Source organism: Streptomyces sp. AM25 (assembly GCF_058146165.1).
The window spans coordinates 65,882-79,923 of record NZ_JBKIWN010000006.1 but is presented as its reverse complement, the minus strand read 5'-3'; the positions used below and the strand labels follow the sequence as shown (position 1 = coordinate 79,923).

At 74.1% G+C, this 14,042-nt stretch carries 11 protein-coding genes; 2 read left to right on the top strand and 9 right to left on the bottom strand.

What is annotated here, in order from left to right:
- Window positions 1-217: 217 nt before the first annotated feature.
- The 5 genes from ACLHRZ_RS09295 to ACLHRZ_RS09275 form a co-directional block, all read right to left on the bottom strand.
- Window positions 218-1,156 (bottom strand): FadR/GntR family transcriptional regulator, encoded by a 939-nt coding sequence (locus ACLHRZ_RS09295; protein WP_490417828.1) that lies wholly within the window; start codon window positions 1,154-1,156, stop codon window positions 218-220.
- 231 nt (window positions 1,157-1,387) lie between these two features.
- Entirely contained in the window at window positions 1,388-3,178 is a 1,791-nt protein-coding gene (locus tag ACLHRZ_RS09290) for an ABC transporter ATP-binding protein (RefSeq protein ID WP_490417827.1), read from the bottom strand.
- Between the two features lie 218 nt (window positions 3,179-3,396).
- Window positions 3,397-4,158 carry an NUDIX hydrolase gene (locus ACLHRZ_RS09285; protein ID WP_490417826.1) on the bottom strand — a complete coding sequence of 254 codons (762 nt, stop codon included), beginning with the start codon at window positions 4,156-4,158 and terminating at the stop codon, window positions 3,397-3,399.
- An 89-nt stretch (window positions 4,159-4,247) separates the two neighbouring features.
- Window positions 4,248-6,335 carry a glycogen debranching N-terminal domain-containing protein gene (locus ACLHRZ_RS09280; protein WP_490417825.1) on the bottom strand — a complete coding sequence of 696 codons (2,088 nt, stop codon included), beginning with the start codon at window positions 6,333-6,335 and terminating at the stop codon, window positions 4,248-4,250.
- A gap of 64 nt (window positions 6,336-6,399) precedes the next feature.
- A complete protein-coding gene (locus tag ACLHRZ_RS09275) occupies window positions 6,400-7,839 on the bottom strand; it encodes a DUF4192 domain-containing protein (RefSeq protein ID WP_490417824.1) in 1,440 nt (479 codons plus the stop codon).
- A 132-nt stretch (window positions 7,840-7,971) separates the two neighbouring features.
- On the opposite strand from ACLHRZ_RS09275, the gene ACLHRZ_RS09270 reads away from it, so the two are divergent.
- Both ACLHRZ_RS09270 and ACLHRZ_RS09265 read left to right on the top strand, forming a co-directional pair.
- Window positions 7,972-10,137 (top strand): RecQ family ATP-dependent DNA helicase, encoded by a 2,166-nt coding sequence (locus tag ACLHRZ_RS09270; RefSeq protein WP_490417823.1) that lies wholly within the window; start codon window positions 7,972-7,974, stop codon window positions 10,135-10,137.
- Between the two features lie 241 nt (window positions 10,138-10,378).
- Window positions 10,379-10,957, top strand: coding sequence for a hypothetical protein (locus ACLHRZ_RS09265; RefSeq protein WP_490417822.1), 579 nt, complete (start codon window positions 10,379-10,381; stop codon window positions 10,955-10,957).
- Window positions 10,958-11,019: 62 nt separating this feature from the next.
- Here the strand turns inward: ACLHRZ_RS09265 and ACLHRZ_RS09260 are convergent, their stop codons facing one another.
- From ACLHRZ_RS09260 to ACLHRZ_RS09245, 4 genes are all read right to left on the bottom strand, one after another.
- Complete coding sequence (locus ACLHRZ_RS09260) at window positions 11,020-11,616, bottom strand: hypothetical protein (protein WP_490417821.1); 597 nt, start codon at window positions 11,614-11,616, stop codon at window positions 11,020-11,022.
- Window positions 11,617-11,675: 59 nt separating this feature from the next.
- Window positions 11,676-12,386, bottom strand: coding sequence for a ribonuclease HII (gene rnhB / locus ACLHRZ_RS09255; RefSeq protein WP_490417820.1), 711 nt, complete (start codon window positions 12,384-12,386; stop codon window positions 11,676-11,678).
- 65 nt (window positions 12,387-12,451) lie between these two features.
- Window positions 12,452-13,345: an ADP-ribosylglycohydrolase family protein gene (locus tag ACLHRZ_RS09250; RefSeq protein ID WP_490417819.1), complete on the bottom strand. Its 894-nt coding sequence runs from the start codon at window positions 13,343-13,345 to the stop codon at window positions 12,452-12,454.
- 11 nt (window positions 13,346-13,356) lie between these two features.
- Entirely contained in the window at window positions 13,357-14,016 is a 660-nt protein-coding gene (locus ACLHRZ_RS09245; protein WP_490417818.1) for a histidine phosphatase family protein, read from the bottom strand.
- Window positions 14,017-14,042: the final 26 nt, after the last annotated feature.

The window sequence follows — 14,042 nt, the reverse complement described above, 5'->3', positions numbered from 1 at the left end:
TAGTCATCGCGCTGCCTCAAAGAGCGTTACGCCCAATCCTCGTGGCCCGAGTCACACCCCATAACAGAGCGAAAGGTCACCGAATTGGACAGATCACCGCTCCGAGCCCCGGTAGCCGCGCGGAACGGCCCACTCGGCCCGCGCGCACGGCCGCACGCGCGCGCCGGATGAGCAATCCCGCGCTGAACCGTCCCGTCCGTACGGTCCCGCCACCCGGTCAGTGCTCGCGCGGCGCGGGGACGACGCGCTCGACCTCCGGGTGGGCGACGAGCAGTTGACGCATCGCCGCCTCCGCTCCGGCCGCGTCGCCCGCCCCGACGGCGTCGACGATCCGCAGGTGCTGTCCGACGCCCGCCTCGGTGGGCCGGTCGCAGCCGCTGGACGAGGCTCCGGAGACGTGCAGGGCGGCCGAGACGATGCCCGCGAGGTGCTCCAGCATGCGGTTGCCGGCGACCTGCAGCAGGAGGGAGTGGAACTCGGCGTCGGCGCGGGAGAAGGTGAGCGAGTCGCCCTGGGCCAGGGCGTGCCCCATGATCTCGGCCATGTCGGCCAGCCGCTGCTGGACGTCCTCGCGACCGTGGCCCGCTGCCAGCCGTGCGGCGAGCGGTTCGATGGTCCAGCGCAGCTCGCACAGCTCGCGACGCTGGTCGTCCCGCTGCGGACCGAAGGCCCGCCATTCGATGATGTCCGGGTCGAGCAGGTTCCAGTCGCTGACCGGGCGGACTCGCGTGCCGACGTTGGGACGGGCGCTGACCAGGCCCTTGGCCTCCAGCACGCGCAGGGATTCACGGACGACGGTGCGGGAGACCTCGAAGCGCTGCCCGATCTCCTCCGGGACCAGCGGGCGGTCGGCGCCCAGATCCCCCGAGACGATCATCTGGCCCAGCTGCTGGACGAGCTGGCCGTGCAGGCCCCGGCCGCGGCTGCCGGCCGCACGGCGGCCCGCGCGGCCGAGCTCCGCCTCGCCCTCCCAGGCGGGCGGGGCGCCACGGTCGGGCCCGGGGGCCTCGCCGTAGGAGTAGCGGTCAAGCTCGCCCGGGCCGACGAGGCCGGAATCGGCGGGGCGAGCCGCGGTCATCATGGTGTGCGCAAGGGTACTCACGCTTCCTTTGTCGGCTACACCTTCTGGCCCCTTGAGGTCTTTGGTGAAAAGCACACGAAAGGGTGATCGCCCATTACCTTACAATTGACGCCCAAATGGACATATGGGCGCATGACTCACGGCAGAGTGAATACGGAGTGTCACAACCTCCCGCTCATCGCTTCGCTGCTCGCCCGGCTCCGTGGGCACATCTGCCACGGTCGTGACGCGGCCACGGTCCCGGCACCCCCGGACCGATTGTCACTCTGCGTGGATGCCGGTACACCTCGTTCGCATAGCACAGCCTCAGCGCACCCGCCCGCGCAACACGGTGAGGATGTAAGCCCCTCCGAGCCCTGCGAGGGCCAGCATCAGCGCCCAACCGACCGGCTGGGACATCAGCCGCAGCACTGCCGTGAAGCCCTGGTCCATCCCGGACGGCCACTGGACGACGCCCGTCGAGCGCAGCCGCTCCGGCAGACCGGTCAGTGAACGCACTGCGGGCCGGGCGAACAGTCCGCTCAGCATGGGCACCACGAGTACCGGCACTGCGAGGACGGCCAGCAGCCCCAGCCCGGTGGAGCGGAAGAGGCCTGCAGCGAAGAGACCGGCCCAGGCGCAGCCCACCGACAGTGCAGTCCATCCGGTCAGCGTGACACTCCAGTCGTCCGGAAGGACGGCGACCGGCTCCCCGAAGAGCAGGCGCAGGACGGCGGCGTCGACACCGATGGAGGCCAGCGCGAGGAACAGGGCGGCCGCGGCGGTGACCGTCAGCTTGGCTGCCAGCAGCCCCAGGCGGCGCGGAACGGCGCCCTGGTCCGGTCCGAGCGCGGGGTAGCGGAACTCCTGCCCGAAGGCGAGCGCGCCCAGCAGGCCGGCGCCGAAGGCGACCGGCGGGAGCGGAAACGCGAGCGGCCAGCCGGTGAGCAGACGCAACGCCGGCGGGTTGCCGGTACGGGCGAGCAGCACGGAGACGACCAAGGAGGCAGCCAGGGCCGTGGTCCCCACCGTCCAGCCGGTGCGCACCCCTGCGGAGCGGCGCAGTTCGTAGCGCAGCGGCCAGACGGGACCGGGCGCGGCCCGCCGTTTGTGCAGGCGGGGAGGCGTGCGGGGCGAGGAGCCGTCGGTGGCTTGTTCCTCGTCTCCGGCAGGGCCGCGCGCGGCCTCGGGGGTACGGCCGTCGGCGCGCTCCAGCGGGGTCACGGGGCCCATGTCGCCGGTCTCCTCGGTCAGGCGGTGCACCAGGATGCCGTGCCGGTACGCGACCTCGCCGACGGCCGCACAGTTGCTGCCGTAGACGTGGAGCCGGCTGCCGCCGTCGAACGCGACCTCGACGGGAGGGCCGGCCTGCGTGTCCGCCGACGCCGCCTCGACTTCCTCGCCGAGGAGGTGGGCGAGCCGGGCGGCGTGCGGCGAGCGGACGGCGACGCGCGGGCGCAGCCGGCACGCGGCGAACTCGGCGGCTTCCTGGTCCGCGGCCAGCCGGCCGTGGTCGATGGTGACGACCTGGTCGCCGAGCCGGGCCGCTTCCAAGGCATCGCGCGAGGTGACGAGGACGGCGCCGCCCTGGGCCGCGTAGCCGCGCAGCATTCCGTGCAGCCATGCGGTCTCGCGGGGGGAGAGGCCGTGGGCCGGTTCGTCGAGGATCAGCGTGTGGGGATCGCCGAGGAGCGCGGCGGCCAGGCCGAGGCGGCGGTCCATGCCGAGGGAGAATCCGCCCAGGCGCTGGTCGGCCAGGCCGCTGAGCCCGACGACCTCCAGGACGTCGTCGGCGCGTTCGGCGGGGACCCCGGCAGCGGCGCTGAGCATGCGCAGGTGCCCGCGGGCCGTCCGCCCGGGGTGGCCGGGGACGTCGCCCAGGAGCATCCCGATCTCCCGGGTGGGGTGGGGCATCTGATCCAGGGGACGACCGCGGAAGAGGGCGACTCCGCGTCCGGGGTCGAGTCTCAGCATCAGGCGCAGGGTGCTGGTCTTGCCGGCTCCCGGCTCGCCGAGCAGGACGGTGACCCGGCCCGGGCGGGCCTCGAAAGTGAGGTCGTCGACGGCGAGGGGCTTGTTGCGGCGGGGGGCGCTGGTGAGTCCGATGGCCTGGATCATGGCTTCTCTCGCGGGCACGTGACGTGATTCGGCTCGGCGCGCGGGATCAGCGGTGACCGGCGGGGTCACGACGGCGGGCTCGGCGCGCGGGGCGGGAGGATGTACCGCAGCACCGTAACCCTGTATGTCCTATTTGCTACGCAATGACGGCTCTTCCGGGGTGTGTCACCCCGGAAGGACGGCCTCGCAGGGCGAGCTCCTCCGGCCCGCCCCGCTGCTCACGCCTCGGGCCGCAGCATCGGCGGGTTGAGCAGCGTGGCCCCGCCCGCGCGGAACAGCTGTGCCGGGCGCCCGCCCTGACGCGTCGTCGTGCCGCCGGTGGGGACCAGGAAGCCGGGAGTGCCCGTGACCTTGCGGTGGAAGTTGCGCGGGTCCAGCACGACCCCCCACACCGCTTCGTAGACCCGGCGCAGCTCGCCGACCGTGAACTCCTGTGGGCAGAACGCGGTGGCCAGCGAGGAGTACTCAATCTTGGAGCGGGCCCGTTCGACGCCGTCCGCGAGGATGCGGGCGTGGTCGAAGGCGAGCGGGACGGCCTGCTCGCCGTCGCGCCCGTAGCCGGTCTCCTGGTCCAACAGCTCCTCCACCGGCGCCCAGCGGACGCTGCGCGCGTCGCCTCCCGCCCGCGGAGCCGGCAGGTCGGGGGCGAGGGCGAGGTGCGCCACGCTGACCACCCGCATGCGGGGGTCGCGCTTGGGGTCGCCGTATGTGGCGAGCTGTTCCAGGTGCGCGGCATTGGGAACCACGGAGCCCGCGGGGTCGTGGGCGTGCAGGCCGGTCTCCTCGGCCAGCTCCCGTGCGGCCGCGGTGGTCAGATCCTCGTCGGCCCGCACGAACCCGCCGGGCAGTGCCCACCGGCCCTGGAACGGAGGCTCACCGCGGCGCACGGCCAGCGCGCACAGCGCATGGCGGCGCACGGTCAGCACGACCAGGTCGACGGTCACGGCAAAGGGCGGAAAGGCCGACGGGTCGTAGGGCATGACGCGATCATAGTCGTCTGCCTGACGATAAACAGGCTCTTGGGCCATGCCCGCGGGCGCTCCTTCGGTCGGTACGGCGCGCACGGCGCTCACATCCCCAACTGCAGGCCGTCGGCGGCTTCCTCGACCATGCCGAGCCCGAGCCTGCTGATCCTGACGGCGAAGGGCTGCCCGGCGACGCGCAGCCCGGTGAAGCGCAGGGCCCCCAGCGGCGCGCTGCGGAGCGGCCGGACCGCCACGCTGCCCCCGGGCACGTCGGGCCGCACCCCGGCGAGCACGGTCAGCAGCTGGACCGCACCCGAGGCGGCGACGGCCGCAGGGCGGCAGGCGGCGGGATGCGGCAGCGGCACGCTGCCCCTGGCCCGCTGCTCCCCCGCATACATCTCCGGCAGCCGGTGGCCGAAGGCCTCGGCGGCGTCGACCACTCCGTGCAACAGCCCGCTCGCCTCGTTCTCGTATCCGGCCGCCGCGAGGCCCGCGACGGCCACAGCCGTCTCGTGGATCCGCACGGCGCCGCTCCGGTGCCCGAACGGGTTGTACCCGGGCTCCCGCGAACCGAGGCTGCGCAGGCCCCATCCGGAGTCGAGGGCCGGACCCCCGAACAACCGGGCCAACTGCTCGGTCTGCACCTTGTCGAGCAGCCCCGGGGCGGCCCGGCCCTCTCCGAGCAGCCCGGTGTCGAGCAGGTGCGCGGCGGCGCAGCCCAGGTGGGGTATCCGGCGGCCGTCGGGGGTGAGGCAGGCCACCGGTCGGCCGCCGCTCACGTCGTCGGCCCAGAAGTCCTCCCGGAAGCGGCGCCTGAGACCGGCGGCCCAGTCGAGCAGCTCGTCGGCACCGGGCCGGCCGAACGCCGTCAGGAGGTCCGCACCGAGCAGCGCGGCCCGGTGTGCATGGGCCTGCACCTCGCAGCGGTAGGGGCCGCCGGGCGCCGGGTCCGCGAGATACCCGCCGCCTCCGGCTGCTGCACGGAGCCAGGCCAGGCACCGCTCGGCCGCGTGCACGAGCGACTCCGCCTCCTGCCGAGAAAGCCCCCACCGCCAGGCCTCGGCCAGGACCGCCGGGAAGAGCAGCGTCGCCTCGACGCCCGTACAGCCGGGCGGCACATGGGCCCCGGCGTGCCGCAGAGGTCCGGGGATGCGGCCGGCGTCGGGGCCGGATCCCGCGAGCTGGGTGCGTGCCAGCGTGCGCAGCGTCCCTGCAGCGAGCCCGGTGCCGAGGGGAAGGGCCATCCGGGCAGCCCACAGGGCCTCGGCCGGGGAGAGGCGGCCGCAGCGCCAGGGGATGCCGGCGGCGAGGTGAGCGTCGCCCGGGTGCGCGGGGTCGCGCACGAGCAGGGCCCGCAGATCCTCCAGGCTCGCCGCCAGCAGGGCGGCCGCCCGCGGGTCGTCGCCTTCCGCCTCCGCATCGCTCCACGGGGACGCCCCGCCGCGGTCACGGCAGTTGCTCCCGGCCGGCTGCGGGCGGCCGGGGACGTCCGGCCGGACCCGGAGCTCGACGCTGTGGCTGCCACCGGGCGGCAGCCGTATCTCCCAGCACAACAGGCCCGCCGAGGCGAGGACATCGCCGGGCGCGGGGTCGGCGGTGACCACCGCCTGCCCGCCGGGGCCCGACCAGCGCAGCCCCGAGGCGTGCACCCCGGCGGGAAGCTCCGGCCCGGCCAGCCCCGCCGCCACGGCTCCCAGCTCGGCGAGGTCGGTGCCCAGGGACACCTCCAGGGCCAGCCGCACCTCCTGGACCGCCGCGCTGCGCAGGGTGATGCGCTCGGTGCCCTCGGCGTCCCGCAGCCGTTCGACGGTGACGGCCGGGTCCGGCCCCGCGTCGGCCGCCGTCCGTACCGTGCCGACGAACCGGGCCCGGCCCGCGGTGACCATGAGCCCTTGCACGGGCACCGGCTCGGCGCCCCCGACCCGCACCCTGCACCGCGCGAGCAGGCGCCGCCCGCCCCGGTAGAAGCCGTCGAGGCCCTGGCCGGTCAGCTGCCCGTGCTCTTCGGAGATGGCCAGGGCGGGCAGTGCGACACAGATCAGCGCCCCGTGCACGGGGGCCGGTCCGGGAGGACGTCCGCCACCGGGACGCCGGGGTGCGGGCGGGCGGTGGGCCTGCCGACCGTTGGGGGCAATGCCTTGCACTCGTCTGCGCTCCCTGGGGGCATCACGGTCCGGATGTCGAACAGCCATTGCGGGCTACTCGAGTGAACGGCGCGGGCCCCGCCGAGGTCACGGTGGCCGTTTCGCAGCGCGGTCACTGCCGGCTCCGCGCGCTGCGCTGCCCGGTGCGTCGCCGCGGCCGGGCCTTGCCCACGGGGCCGTTGGCCGTCGCCGGGCCGCCGGGGCCGTCCGTCACCGCAGGACGACGCCGCCTGGCGGGCAGCGTCTGCTCCGCCGTCTGCTCCGCCATCTGCTCTGCCTTCGGGGATGCGCCCGCCCTCTCCGCCGCTCCCCCGGCGCGGCCCGCCCTCGCGCGGTCGTCCCCGATGCCGTCCGCCTCGGCCTCGACGGCGGCGGCCAGTGCCCGGCCGGCCCGCTCCCGGCGGAGGCAGCGGCGCAGGAGCTCCGGGTCCAGGCCTTCGTTGCAGGCGCGGTGCAGCAGCTGGGCGAAGAGGTACCCCGGGTCGATGGTCAGCGCGCCGCCGAGGGCGACCCTCGCCTCGGGATGCTCCCCGATGGACCAGGCCACCCAGCCGGCCAGGGCGAACGGCGCCGTGGCGTGCTCTTCGTACGGCGGCACGCAGCGGCGGGCGAGAGCCCGCCAGAGCCGCAGCGCCGCCGGGGCCTGCGAACCCTCCATCCACTCGGCGGCCCGGTCGCGCGCGGCGCGGTCCTGCAGGCCGATGATCACCGCCGCTGCTTCGTCGGCGCCGATCAGGGCATCGTCCCGCGCATCGGCCTCCGTGCTCTGCACGCCGGGCTCCGCCTCGTGGAGTCGGTCCAGCAGCAGCCGCGCCAGGTCCAGCGTCTCCTGCCGGACCGTCTCGCAGTCCGTACCGCTCAGGATGCGGGGCACAAGGTCGGCGGCGGCCCCGTCCAGCGCCCGCAGCTGCGCCTCGGCCCGGTCCCCGGTGAGCGGTGCGTAGCGGGCCTCCATCTCCCGCAGCGTGCCACGCACCTGAATGCCCGCGTAGGCGGCGGCCGCCGCCATCACCGAGGTCCCGGGGAGGGCCAGCGGCACGCCCTCCGGCGGGCAGCAGCGTTCGTCGGGACAGCAGTAGGACCAGAACCGGCCGCCGGAGATGCACAGCGCCTCGAAGACCGGCACGTCGAGGCTGCCGCACGCGACGCGCAGGCACTGCGCGAGCGGCTGGAGCCGCTCCATGACCTCGAGGGCCGTCTCCCCCTCGCCCGGGTCCCGGCAGAGGAAGAGCACGATGCCGTCGGGCCGGGCACCCCGCTTGGCACTGCCCGCGACCAGGGTCTCGGCGAGTTGGTCGCACACGTCGGGCCACTCGTCCCGGCTGCCGGGAATGCCGAGCCTGAGCCGCCCGCCGAAGCGGCCGCGCTCGCCGTGCAGCGCCACCATGACAACGCTGTCGGTCGGGTGAAAACCCATCAGATAGGGGAGGGCGTCGGCCAGTTCGGCCGGGCTGCGGAGGGTGATCTGGGTTTCCGGCCGGGGATCCCAGGGGGCGGACGAGGAGTCGGCGGAGGCTGCGGAGGGGCGGGATGTTTCGTCGCGGTTGCTCATGACCCGAGGGTCCCGTGAGCCCGCCGTGGCCCGCCAGCCCTGTGGATAACTCCTGCCATATGGTCCTACTAATGCTGAGGGCTGTGGACAGCGCGTTCGCGCGGTGTCGGTGGTGTCGTGTTGCATGGGGGCATGACCAACGAAGCCCTCCGTGCCTCGGCCGACGCCGTCCTCGCCCGTCTCGTCGGAGACGCCACGGGCGCAGCGAGACTGCGCGAGGACCAGTGGCGAGCGATCGAGGCGCTGGTCGCCGACCGCCGCCGTGCCCTCGTCGTCCAGCGCACCGGCTGGGGCAAGTCCGCGGTGTACTTCGTGGCCACGGCGCTCCTGCGCGAGCGCGGCAGCGGGCCCACGGTGATCGTCTCCCCGCTGCTGGCGCTCATGCGCAACCAGGTGGAGGCGGCCGCGCGCGCAGGCATCCGGGCGCGCACGATCAACTCCTCGAACACCGAGGAGTGGGACACCGTGCAGGCCGAGATCGCCGCGGGCGAGGTCGATGTGCTGCTGGTCTCGCCGGAGCGCCTCAACAATCCCGATTTCCGCGACCAGGTCCTGCCCAAGCTCGCCGCCGCCACCGGCCTGCTCGTCGTCGACGAGGCGCACTGCATCTCCGACTGGGGCCACGACTTCCGGCCCGACTACCGCAGGCTGCGCACCATGCTCGCCGAGCTGTCCCCCGGCGTCCCCGTGCTGGCCACGACGGCCACCGCCAATGCCCGCGTCACCGCGGACGTCGCCGAGCAGCTGGACACGGGCGAGGGGGCGGAGAAGGCGCTCGTCCTGCGCGGGCCGCTGGACCGGGAGAGCCTGAGCCTGGGCGTTCTCCGACTGCCCGACGCCGCCCACCGGCTGGCCTGGCTCGCCGACCACCTCGACGAGCTTCCCGGCTCCGGCATCATCTACACCCTCACTGTTGCGGCCGCCGAGGAGGTAGCGGCATTCCTGCGCCACCGCGGCCACACCGTCGCGTCCTACACCGGCAAGACCGAGAACGCCGACCGCCAGCAGGCCGAGGAGGATCTGCTCGCCAACCGCGTCAAGGCACTTGTGGCCACCTCCGCGCTGGGCATGGGCTTCGACAAGCCGGACCTGGGGTTCGTGGTCCACCTCGGCTCCCCCTCCTCCCCCATCGCCTACTACCAGCAGGTGGGCCGCGCCGGTCGCGGGGTGGAGCACGCCGAGGTGCTGCTGCTGCCCGGCCGTGAGGACGAGGCGATCTGGAACTACTTCGCCTCGCTGGCCTTCCCCCCGGAGGAGCAGGTGCGGCGCACTCTCGACGTGCTGGCCGCATCGGACGTCCCACTCTCCCTCCCCGCACTGGAACCCCGGGTGGAACTGCGCCGTTCGCGCCTGGAGACCATGCTCAAGGTTCTCGACGTGGACGGTGCCGTCCGAAGGGTGCGCGGGGGCTGGACGGCGACCGGCCGTCCCTGGGAGTACGACGCCCAGCGCTACGCCTGGGTCGCCGAGCAGCGCGCGGCCGAACAGCAGGCGATGCGCGACTATGCAACGACGACGGCCTGCCGGATGGAGTTCCTGCGGCAGCAGTTGGACGACGAGCAGGCCGCCCCGTGCGGCCGGTGCGACAACTGTGCAGGGCTGCGGTTCACCGCCGAGGTGTCCGAGGCCGCAGTGAGCGCTTCGCGGGGCGAACTGGGGCGCCCCGGTGTGGAGGTGGAGCCTCGGCGCATGTGGCCGACGGGCCTGCCCGCCGTCGGTGTCGACCTCAAGGGCCGTATTCCTGTGGGCGAACAAGCCGCTCCGGGGCGTGCCCTCGGCCGGCTCTCCGACATCGGCTGGGGCAACCGCCTGCGGCCGCTGCTCGCACCCCAGACACCGGACTGCCCCGTTCCGGACGACGTCGCCTCTGCCGTGGTGACCGTCCTGGCCGACTGGGCCCGCGGGCCCGGGGGTTGGGCGTCCGGCGCCCCGGACGCCCCCGCCCGGCCGGTGGGCGTCGTCACCCTGGCCTCGCGCACTCGCCCGCAGTTGATCCGGTCGCTGGGCGAACGCATCGCCACCGTCGGCCGCATGCCCCTGCTCGGCACGGTCGAGTACCGCGACGACCACACGGACACCAGGGTTCCACGCTCCAACAGCGCCCAGCGCCTGCGCGCACTGGAGGGCGCACTCGCCGTGCCGCCGCCCCTCGCAGAGACACTTGCCGCAGCAGGCGGCCCGGTACTCCTGGTCGACGACTTCACCGACTCGGGCTGGACGTTGGCCGTCGCCGCGCGGCTGTTGCGGCGGTCGGGGGCCGAGGGGGTGTTTCCGCTGGTCCTGGCCGTGCAGGGATGAGTGGGGACGAAGGCGGGCAACGCCGCCGGGGGTGAGCGGGGCGGAGGGGGGAATTCAGTCGGCGGACCGCCGATACCGGTCACGGGTGGGAGCCGATCGTTGCCGCACAGCCACCGGTCCCGGGAGAATTGCCCCCGGCTCCCCGCTCCCGCCCGTCCACGGCTCTCGTGGACGGCTGCCGCGGTGTGCGTTCCTGCCCGAACTCCCGCCCCGACACGGGCGTGCAGACGAAGGGAGAAGCATGGCCTTCGGCTTGGCTCCGCCTCCCCCGGCCGATCCCGTTCCCCGTCTGGGCAGGCTCCTCGAGCCCGCCGCGTGGGCCGCGTGCGGCGTCCCGCTGCTGCGCAACCCGCGCGAGGTCGTCACCGGGCTGCATGCCCGCCACCTGCCCACACCGGCCACGGCTGTGATCGCCGTGCTCGATCCGGACGAACGGCTCGCCGCGAGCGCCTCCTTCGTCAGACATGCGGGCCCGCCCGACGGCTGGGAGCTGCGCAATGCGCTGCTCGCCCAGCTGCGCCGGGTGATCCCGCACGACCTGCGCAGGCGCGTTCCCGTCCGCACCGCCGTACTGCTCTACTGCCGTGAGGGCGAGGCCCATTGGACACAGGAAGACGGTGCCTGGATGTGGGGCTTGCGCGATGCCTGCAGCCTGCACGGGCTGCGCTGCGGCGCGTACATCACGCTGACGGCAACGGGGTGGCACATCCTCGGCGAGGGCCGCAGCGGACGACAGCCGTGTTCCCTGGCGCGTGCCGCCGCACCGCTCAGCGCCGGCGGCGGGGCGCCCGGGGCACACCGCCACACGGCCGCCCGGTGATCGCACAGGCAACTCCGTGCGCCGCCGAGGGCCGGGCGGCCCGGCCCTCGGCGGCGCGGGCGTCAGACGCCCGGGGCCAGAAGGGTGTTGACCCGCTGCGGGTCTCCGCAGACGATCAGCAGGGCGCCGGCCCTGGCCATCGCGGCGGGAAGCGCAGCGGTCACGGCGGAGTCCGAACCGCCGTTGACGGCCACGACAACGACCGGGCGGGACGCCACACGCTCTGCGTCGGCGCCCGCGTAGAAGACGTCGTCGGCGGCATCGTGCTGCGCCCAGTACGACGCGTCGCCGAAGGACAGCTCGTGCGCGGCCCACGGGTGCAGGTCGCCGGTGGTGAGCACCAGGACCTCGCCGGGGGCACGCCCGGTGTCCAGCAGCAGGTCGACGGCCTCGTCCGCGGCGTCCAGGGCACCCTCCGCAGAAGCGGGGATGAGCTGGAGCTGCGGGGTGGCCGCCGGGGCCGTCCGCTGCGGGGTGCGCGGGGACGGGATCGCTGCCGGGCCGCGCTGGGCGCCGGGGTTGCCGGGCCGCACCGGGATCGGGCGGGGGCCGGGTTCAGGGACAGGACGGGGGGTCGACGCCGTGCGGCCGACGGCCGCCACTGCGCGAGGACCCGGGACGCTCTCGTGAATCTGAGGCTCCTCGGGGATGAGAGGCATGAGTTGATGTTTATCAAACGCCGGTGCGGGCTGCGTCGGCGGGTGCCGCTTCGGGCCGGTCAGAAGTCGAACCCGAGCTGACCGCCCACCTCCAGGGAAGCACCGGTACGGGGCATCGGAACAGCCCGAACCCGCTTCAGGTGCTGCCACTTGGGCAGTGCGTCCAGGTAGGACCAGGACAGCCGGTGGTACGGGGTGGGACCGAGTTCCTCCAGGGCCGCGCGGTGCACCGGCGAGGGATATCCGGCGTTGTCACAGAACCCGAAGTCGGCGTGCTCGGCGCCCAGTTCGGCCATCATGGCGTCCCGCCGGACCTTGGCGATCACGGAGGCCGCCGCGACGACCACGCACGACTGGTCGCCCTTGATGACCGTACGGACCTTCCAGGGCTCGCCGAGGTAGTCGTGCTTGCCGTCGAGGATCACCACGTCGGGCCGCACGGGCAGCGCGTCCAGGGCACGGGTCGCGGCCAGCCGCAGGGCGGCCGTCATGCCCAGCTCGTCGATCTCCAGCGGGGAGGCGTCGCCGAGGGCGTAGGCGGTGACCCAGTTCTCCAGCTCCCCGGCGAGCGCCAGGCGGCGCTTGGGGGTCAGCAGCTTGGAGTCGGTGAGGCCGTCCGGCGGGCGGCGCAGACCGGTGACGGCTGCGCACACGGTGACCGGACCGGCCCAGGCACCGCGGCCGACCTCGTCGACACCAGCGACGATCTTGGCTCCCGTCGTCGCTCGGAGCGAGCGTTCGACGCTGTGGGTGGGCGGTTGGTAGGGCATGGCGTCAGCAAGGTTACGCTCCCCGGGGCGTCCTGCGTCGCCCCGCCCCCGGCTCCCCGTCCGGATCAGTGCGGGACCGCGGGGAGCCAGTCGGGGAGGGGCTCGGTGAGCCCCAGCCAGCCGGCGGGCGGAGCGCCGCGTTCCGCAGCCGCGACGACTCCCCCGGCGATGGCGCATGTGGTGTCGACGTCGCCGCCGGCCCGGGCCGTCGTCCAGAACGCCGCTTCGAAGGAGGCGAGATTGCGGGCTGCGGCCCACAGCGCGAACGGCACGGTGTCGTGGGCGCTGGTGCGGCGCCCACAACCGAGCACGGCGGCGACGGTGGTGGCATCGCCGTAGTCGAGCATGTCGCGGGCACGGCGCAGCCCTGCCTGCACCGCACTCTTCGGCACCAGCTCGATCACCCCGTCCAGCAGGCTCTGCGGGCCGGCCGGTCCGCCCACCCCGGCAGCGATCGCGGCGGCGGCCGCCACGGCCATTGCCCCTGCCACCGCCTCGCGGTGCTGGTGCGTGGTGTAGGCGGAGATCTCCGCCTGGTGGGTGGCCTGCTCGGGGTCGTCCGCGTACCAGGCGCCGAGCGGGGCGATCCGCATGGCGGCCCCGCTGCCCCAGGAGCCCTGCCCCTTGAACATGGCCGCTGCCGGCTCCCGCCAGTCGTCGCCGTCAGCGACCCGGTGCAGCAGGTCGGTGACCCTCCGGCCGTACCCGCGGTCCGCATCGTGGCGCTCGGCGAAGGAGCGTGCCAGCGCGTCCTGGTCGATGCGCCCGCGCTCGGCGAGAACCGCCAGCACGGAGCAGGCCATCTCGGTGTCGTCGGTCCACCGCCACGGCCCCGGCGGCAGCTCGCGGCGCTTGAGCGAGGGGTAGTTGGCGGGAGAGAAGAACTGGGAGCCGAGGGCGTCGCCCACGGCCAGCCCGCGTAGGCTCGCCAGGGCTCGGTGGAATCGATCAGCGCTCATCGCAGCGAACTCTAACCGGTGAAGCCGTACGGTTCGGGCGTGCACCAGCGCTCGAAGGGCCGGTCGAGGTGGTACCGGCCGTCGGCTCCGAGCAGCAGCAGCCGTGTCTCGGCGTTGCCCGGGTTGGACAGGCACTCGAACTCGGCGACGGTCCAGTGCAGCCAGCGCATGCAGAACAGTCTCATGGTGAGGCCGTGCGTGACGAGCAGGACGTTCGGCGGGTGGCTCGGGTCCTCGAAGCTGCGCCACAGGCTCTCCAGGAAGGAGCCCACCCGGTCGTAGACGTCGGCGCCCGACTCACCCTGCGCGAAGCGGTAGAAGAAGTGGCCGTAGGCGTCCCGGCGGGCCTTCTGCCTGCGCACGTCCTCGCGGTCCTGCCAGTTGCCCCAGTCCTGTTCGCGCAGGCGCGGCTCCTCCCGGACCCGGACCCGGGACGGGTCGAGTTTCAACAGGTGGAAGGTCTGGTGGGTGCGGCGGTAGGGCGAGACGTAGGCGGAGACGCGCTCGTCCCCGAAGAGCTCGCGCAGCCGTACACCGGTCTCTTCGACCTGCCGGCGGCCGTTCGCGGTCAGGCTCAGGGCGTGGTCCGGCTCCCGCTCGTAGACCGTGTCGTCGACATTGCCCTCCGACTCTCCGTGCCGGATGAGAACGATGCGCCGGGGCCGTGCCATGCCGCCACCCTAGAGCGCCCGGCCGC

What these genes read in the sequence shown, in the direction of transcription:
- ACLHRZ_RS09290 (WP_490417827.1), bottom strand. Translation starts at nt 3,178, where the DNA reads ATGATCCAGGCCATCGGACTCACCAGCGCCCCCCGCCGCAACAAGCCC.
- ACLHRZ_RS09285 (WP_490417826.1), bottom strand. Translation starts at nt 4,158, where the DNA reads ATGCCCTACGACCCGTCGGCCTTTCCGCCCTTTGCCGTGACCGTCGAC.
- ACLHRZ_RS09280 (WP_490417825.1), bottom strand. Translation starts at nt 6,335, where the DNA reads ATGGCTGTTCGACATCCGGACCGTGATGCCCCCAGGGAGCGCAGACGA.
- ACLHRZ_RS09275 (WP_490417824.1), bottom strand. Translation starts at nt 7,839, where the DNA reads ATGAGCAACCGCGACGAAACATCCCGCCCCTCCGCAGCCTCCGCCGAC.
- ACLHRZ_RS09270 (WP_490417823.1), top strand. Translation starts at nt 7,972, where the DNA reads ATGACCAACGAAGCCCTCCGTGCCTCGGCCGACGCCGTCCTCGCCCGT.
- ACLHRZ_RS09265 (WP_490417822.1), top strand. Translation starts at nt 10,379, where the DNA reads ATGGCCTTCGGCTTGGCTCCGCCTCCCCCGGCCGATCCCGTTCCCCGT.
- ACLHRZ_RS09260 (WP_490417821.1), bottom strand. Translation starts at nt 11,616, where the DNA reads ATGCCTCTCATCCCCGAGGAGCCTCAGATTCACGAGAGCGTCCCGGGT.
- rnhB (WP_490417820.1), bottom strand. Translation starts at nt 12,386, where the DNA reads ATGCCCTACCAACCGCCCACCCACAGCGTCGAACGCTCGCTCCGAGCG.
- ACLHRZ_RS09250 (WP_490417819.1), bottom strand. Translation starts at nt 13,345, where the DNA reads ATGAGCGCTGATCGATTCCACCGAGCCCTGGCGAGCCTACGCGGGCTG.
- ACLHRZ_RS09245 (WP_490417818.1), bottom strand. Translation starts at nt 14,016, where the DNA reads ATGGCACGGCCCCGGCGCATCGTTCTCATCCGGCACGGAGAGTCGGAG.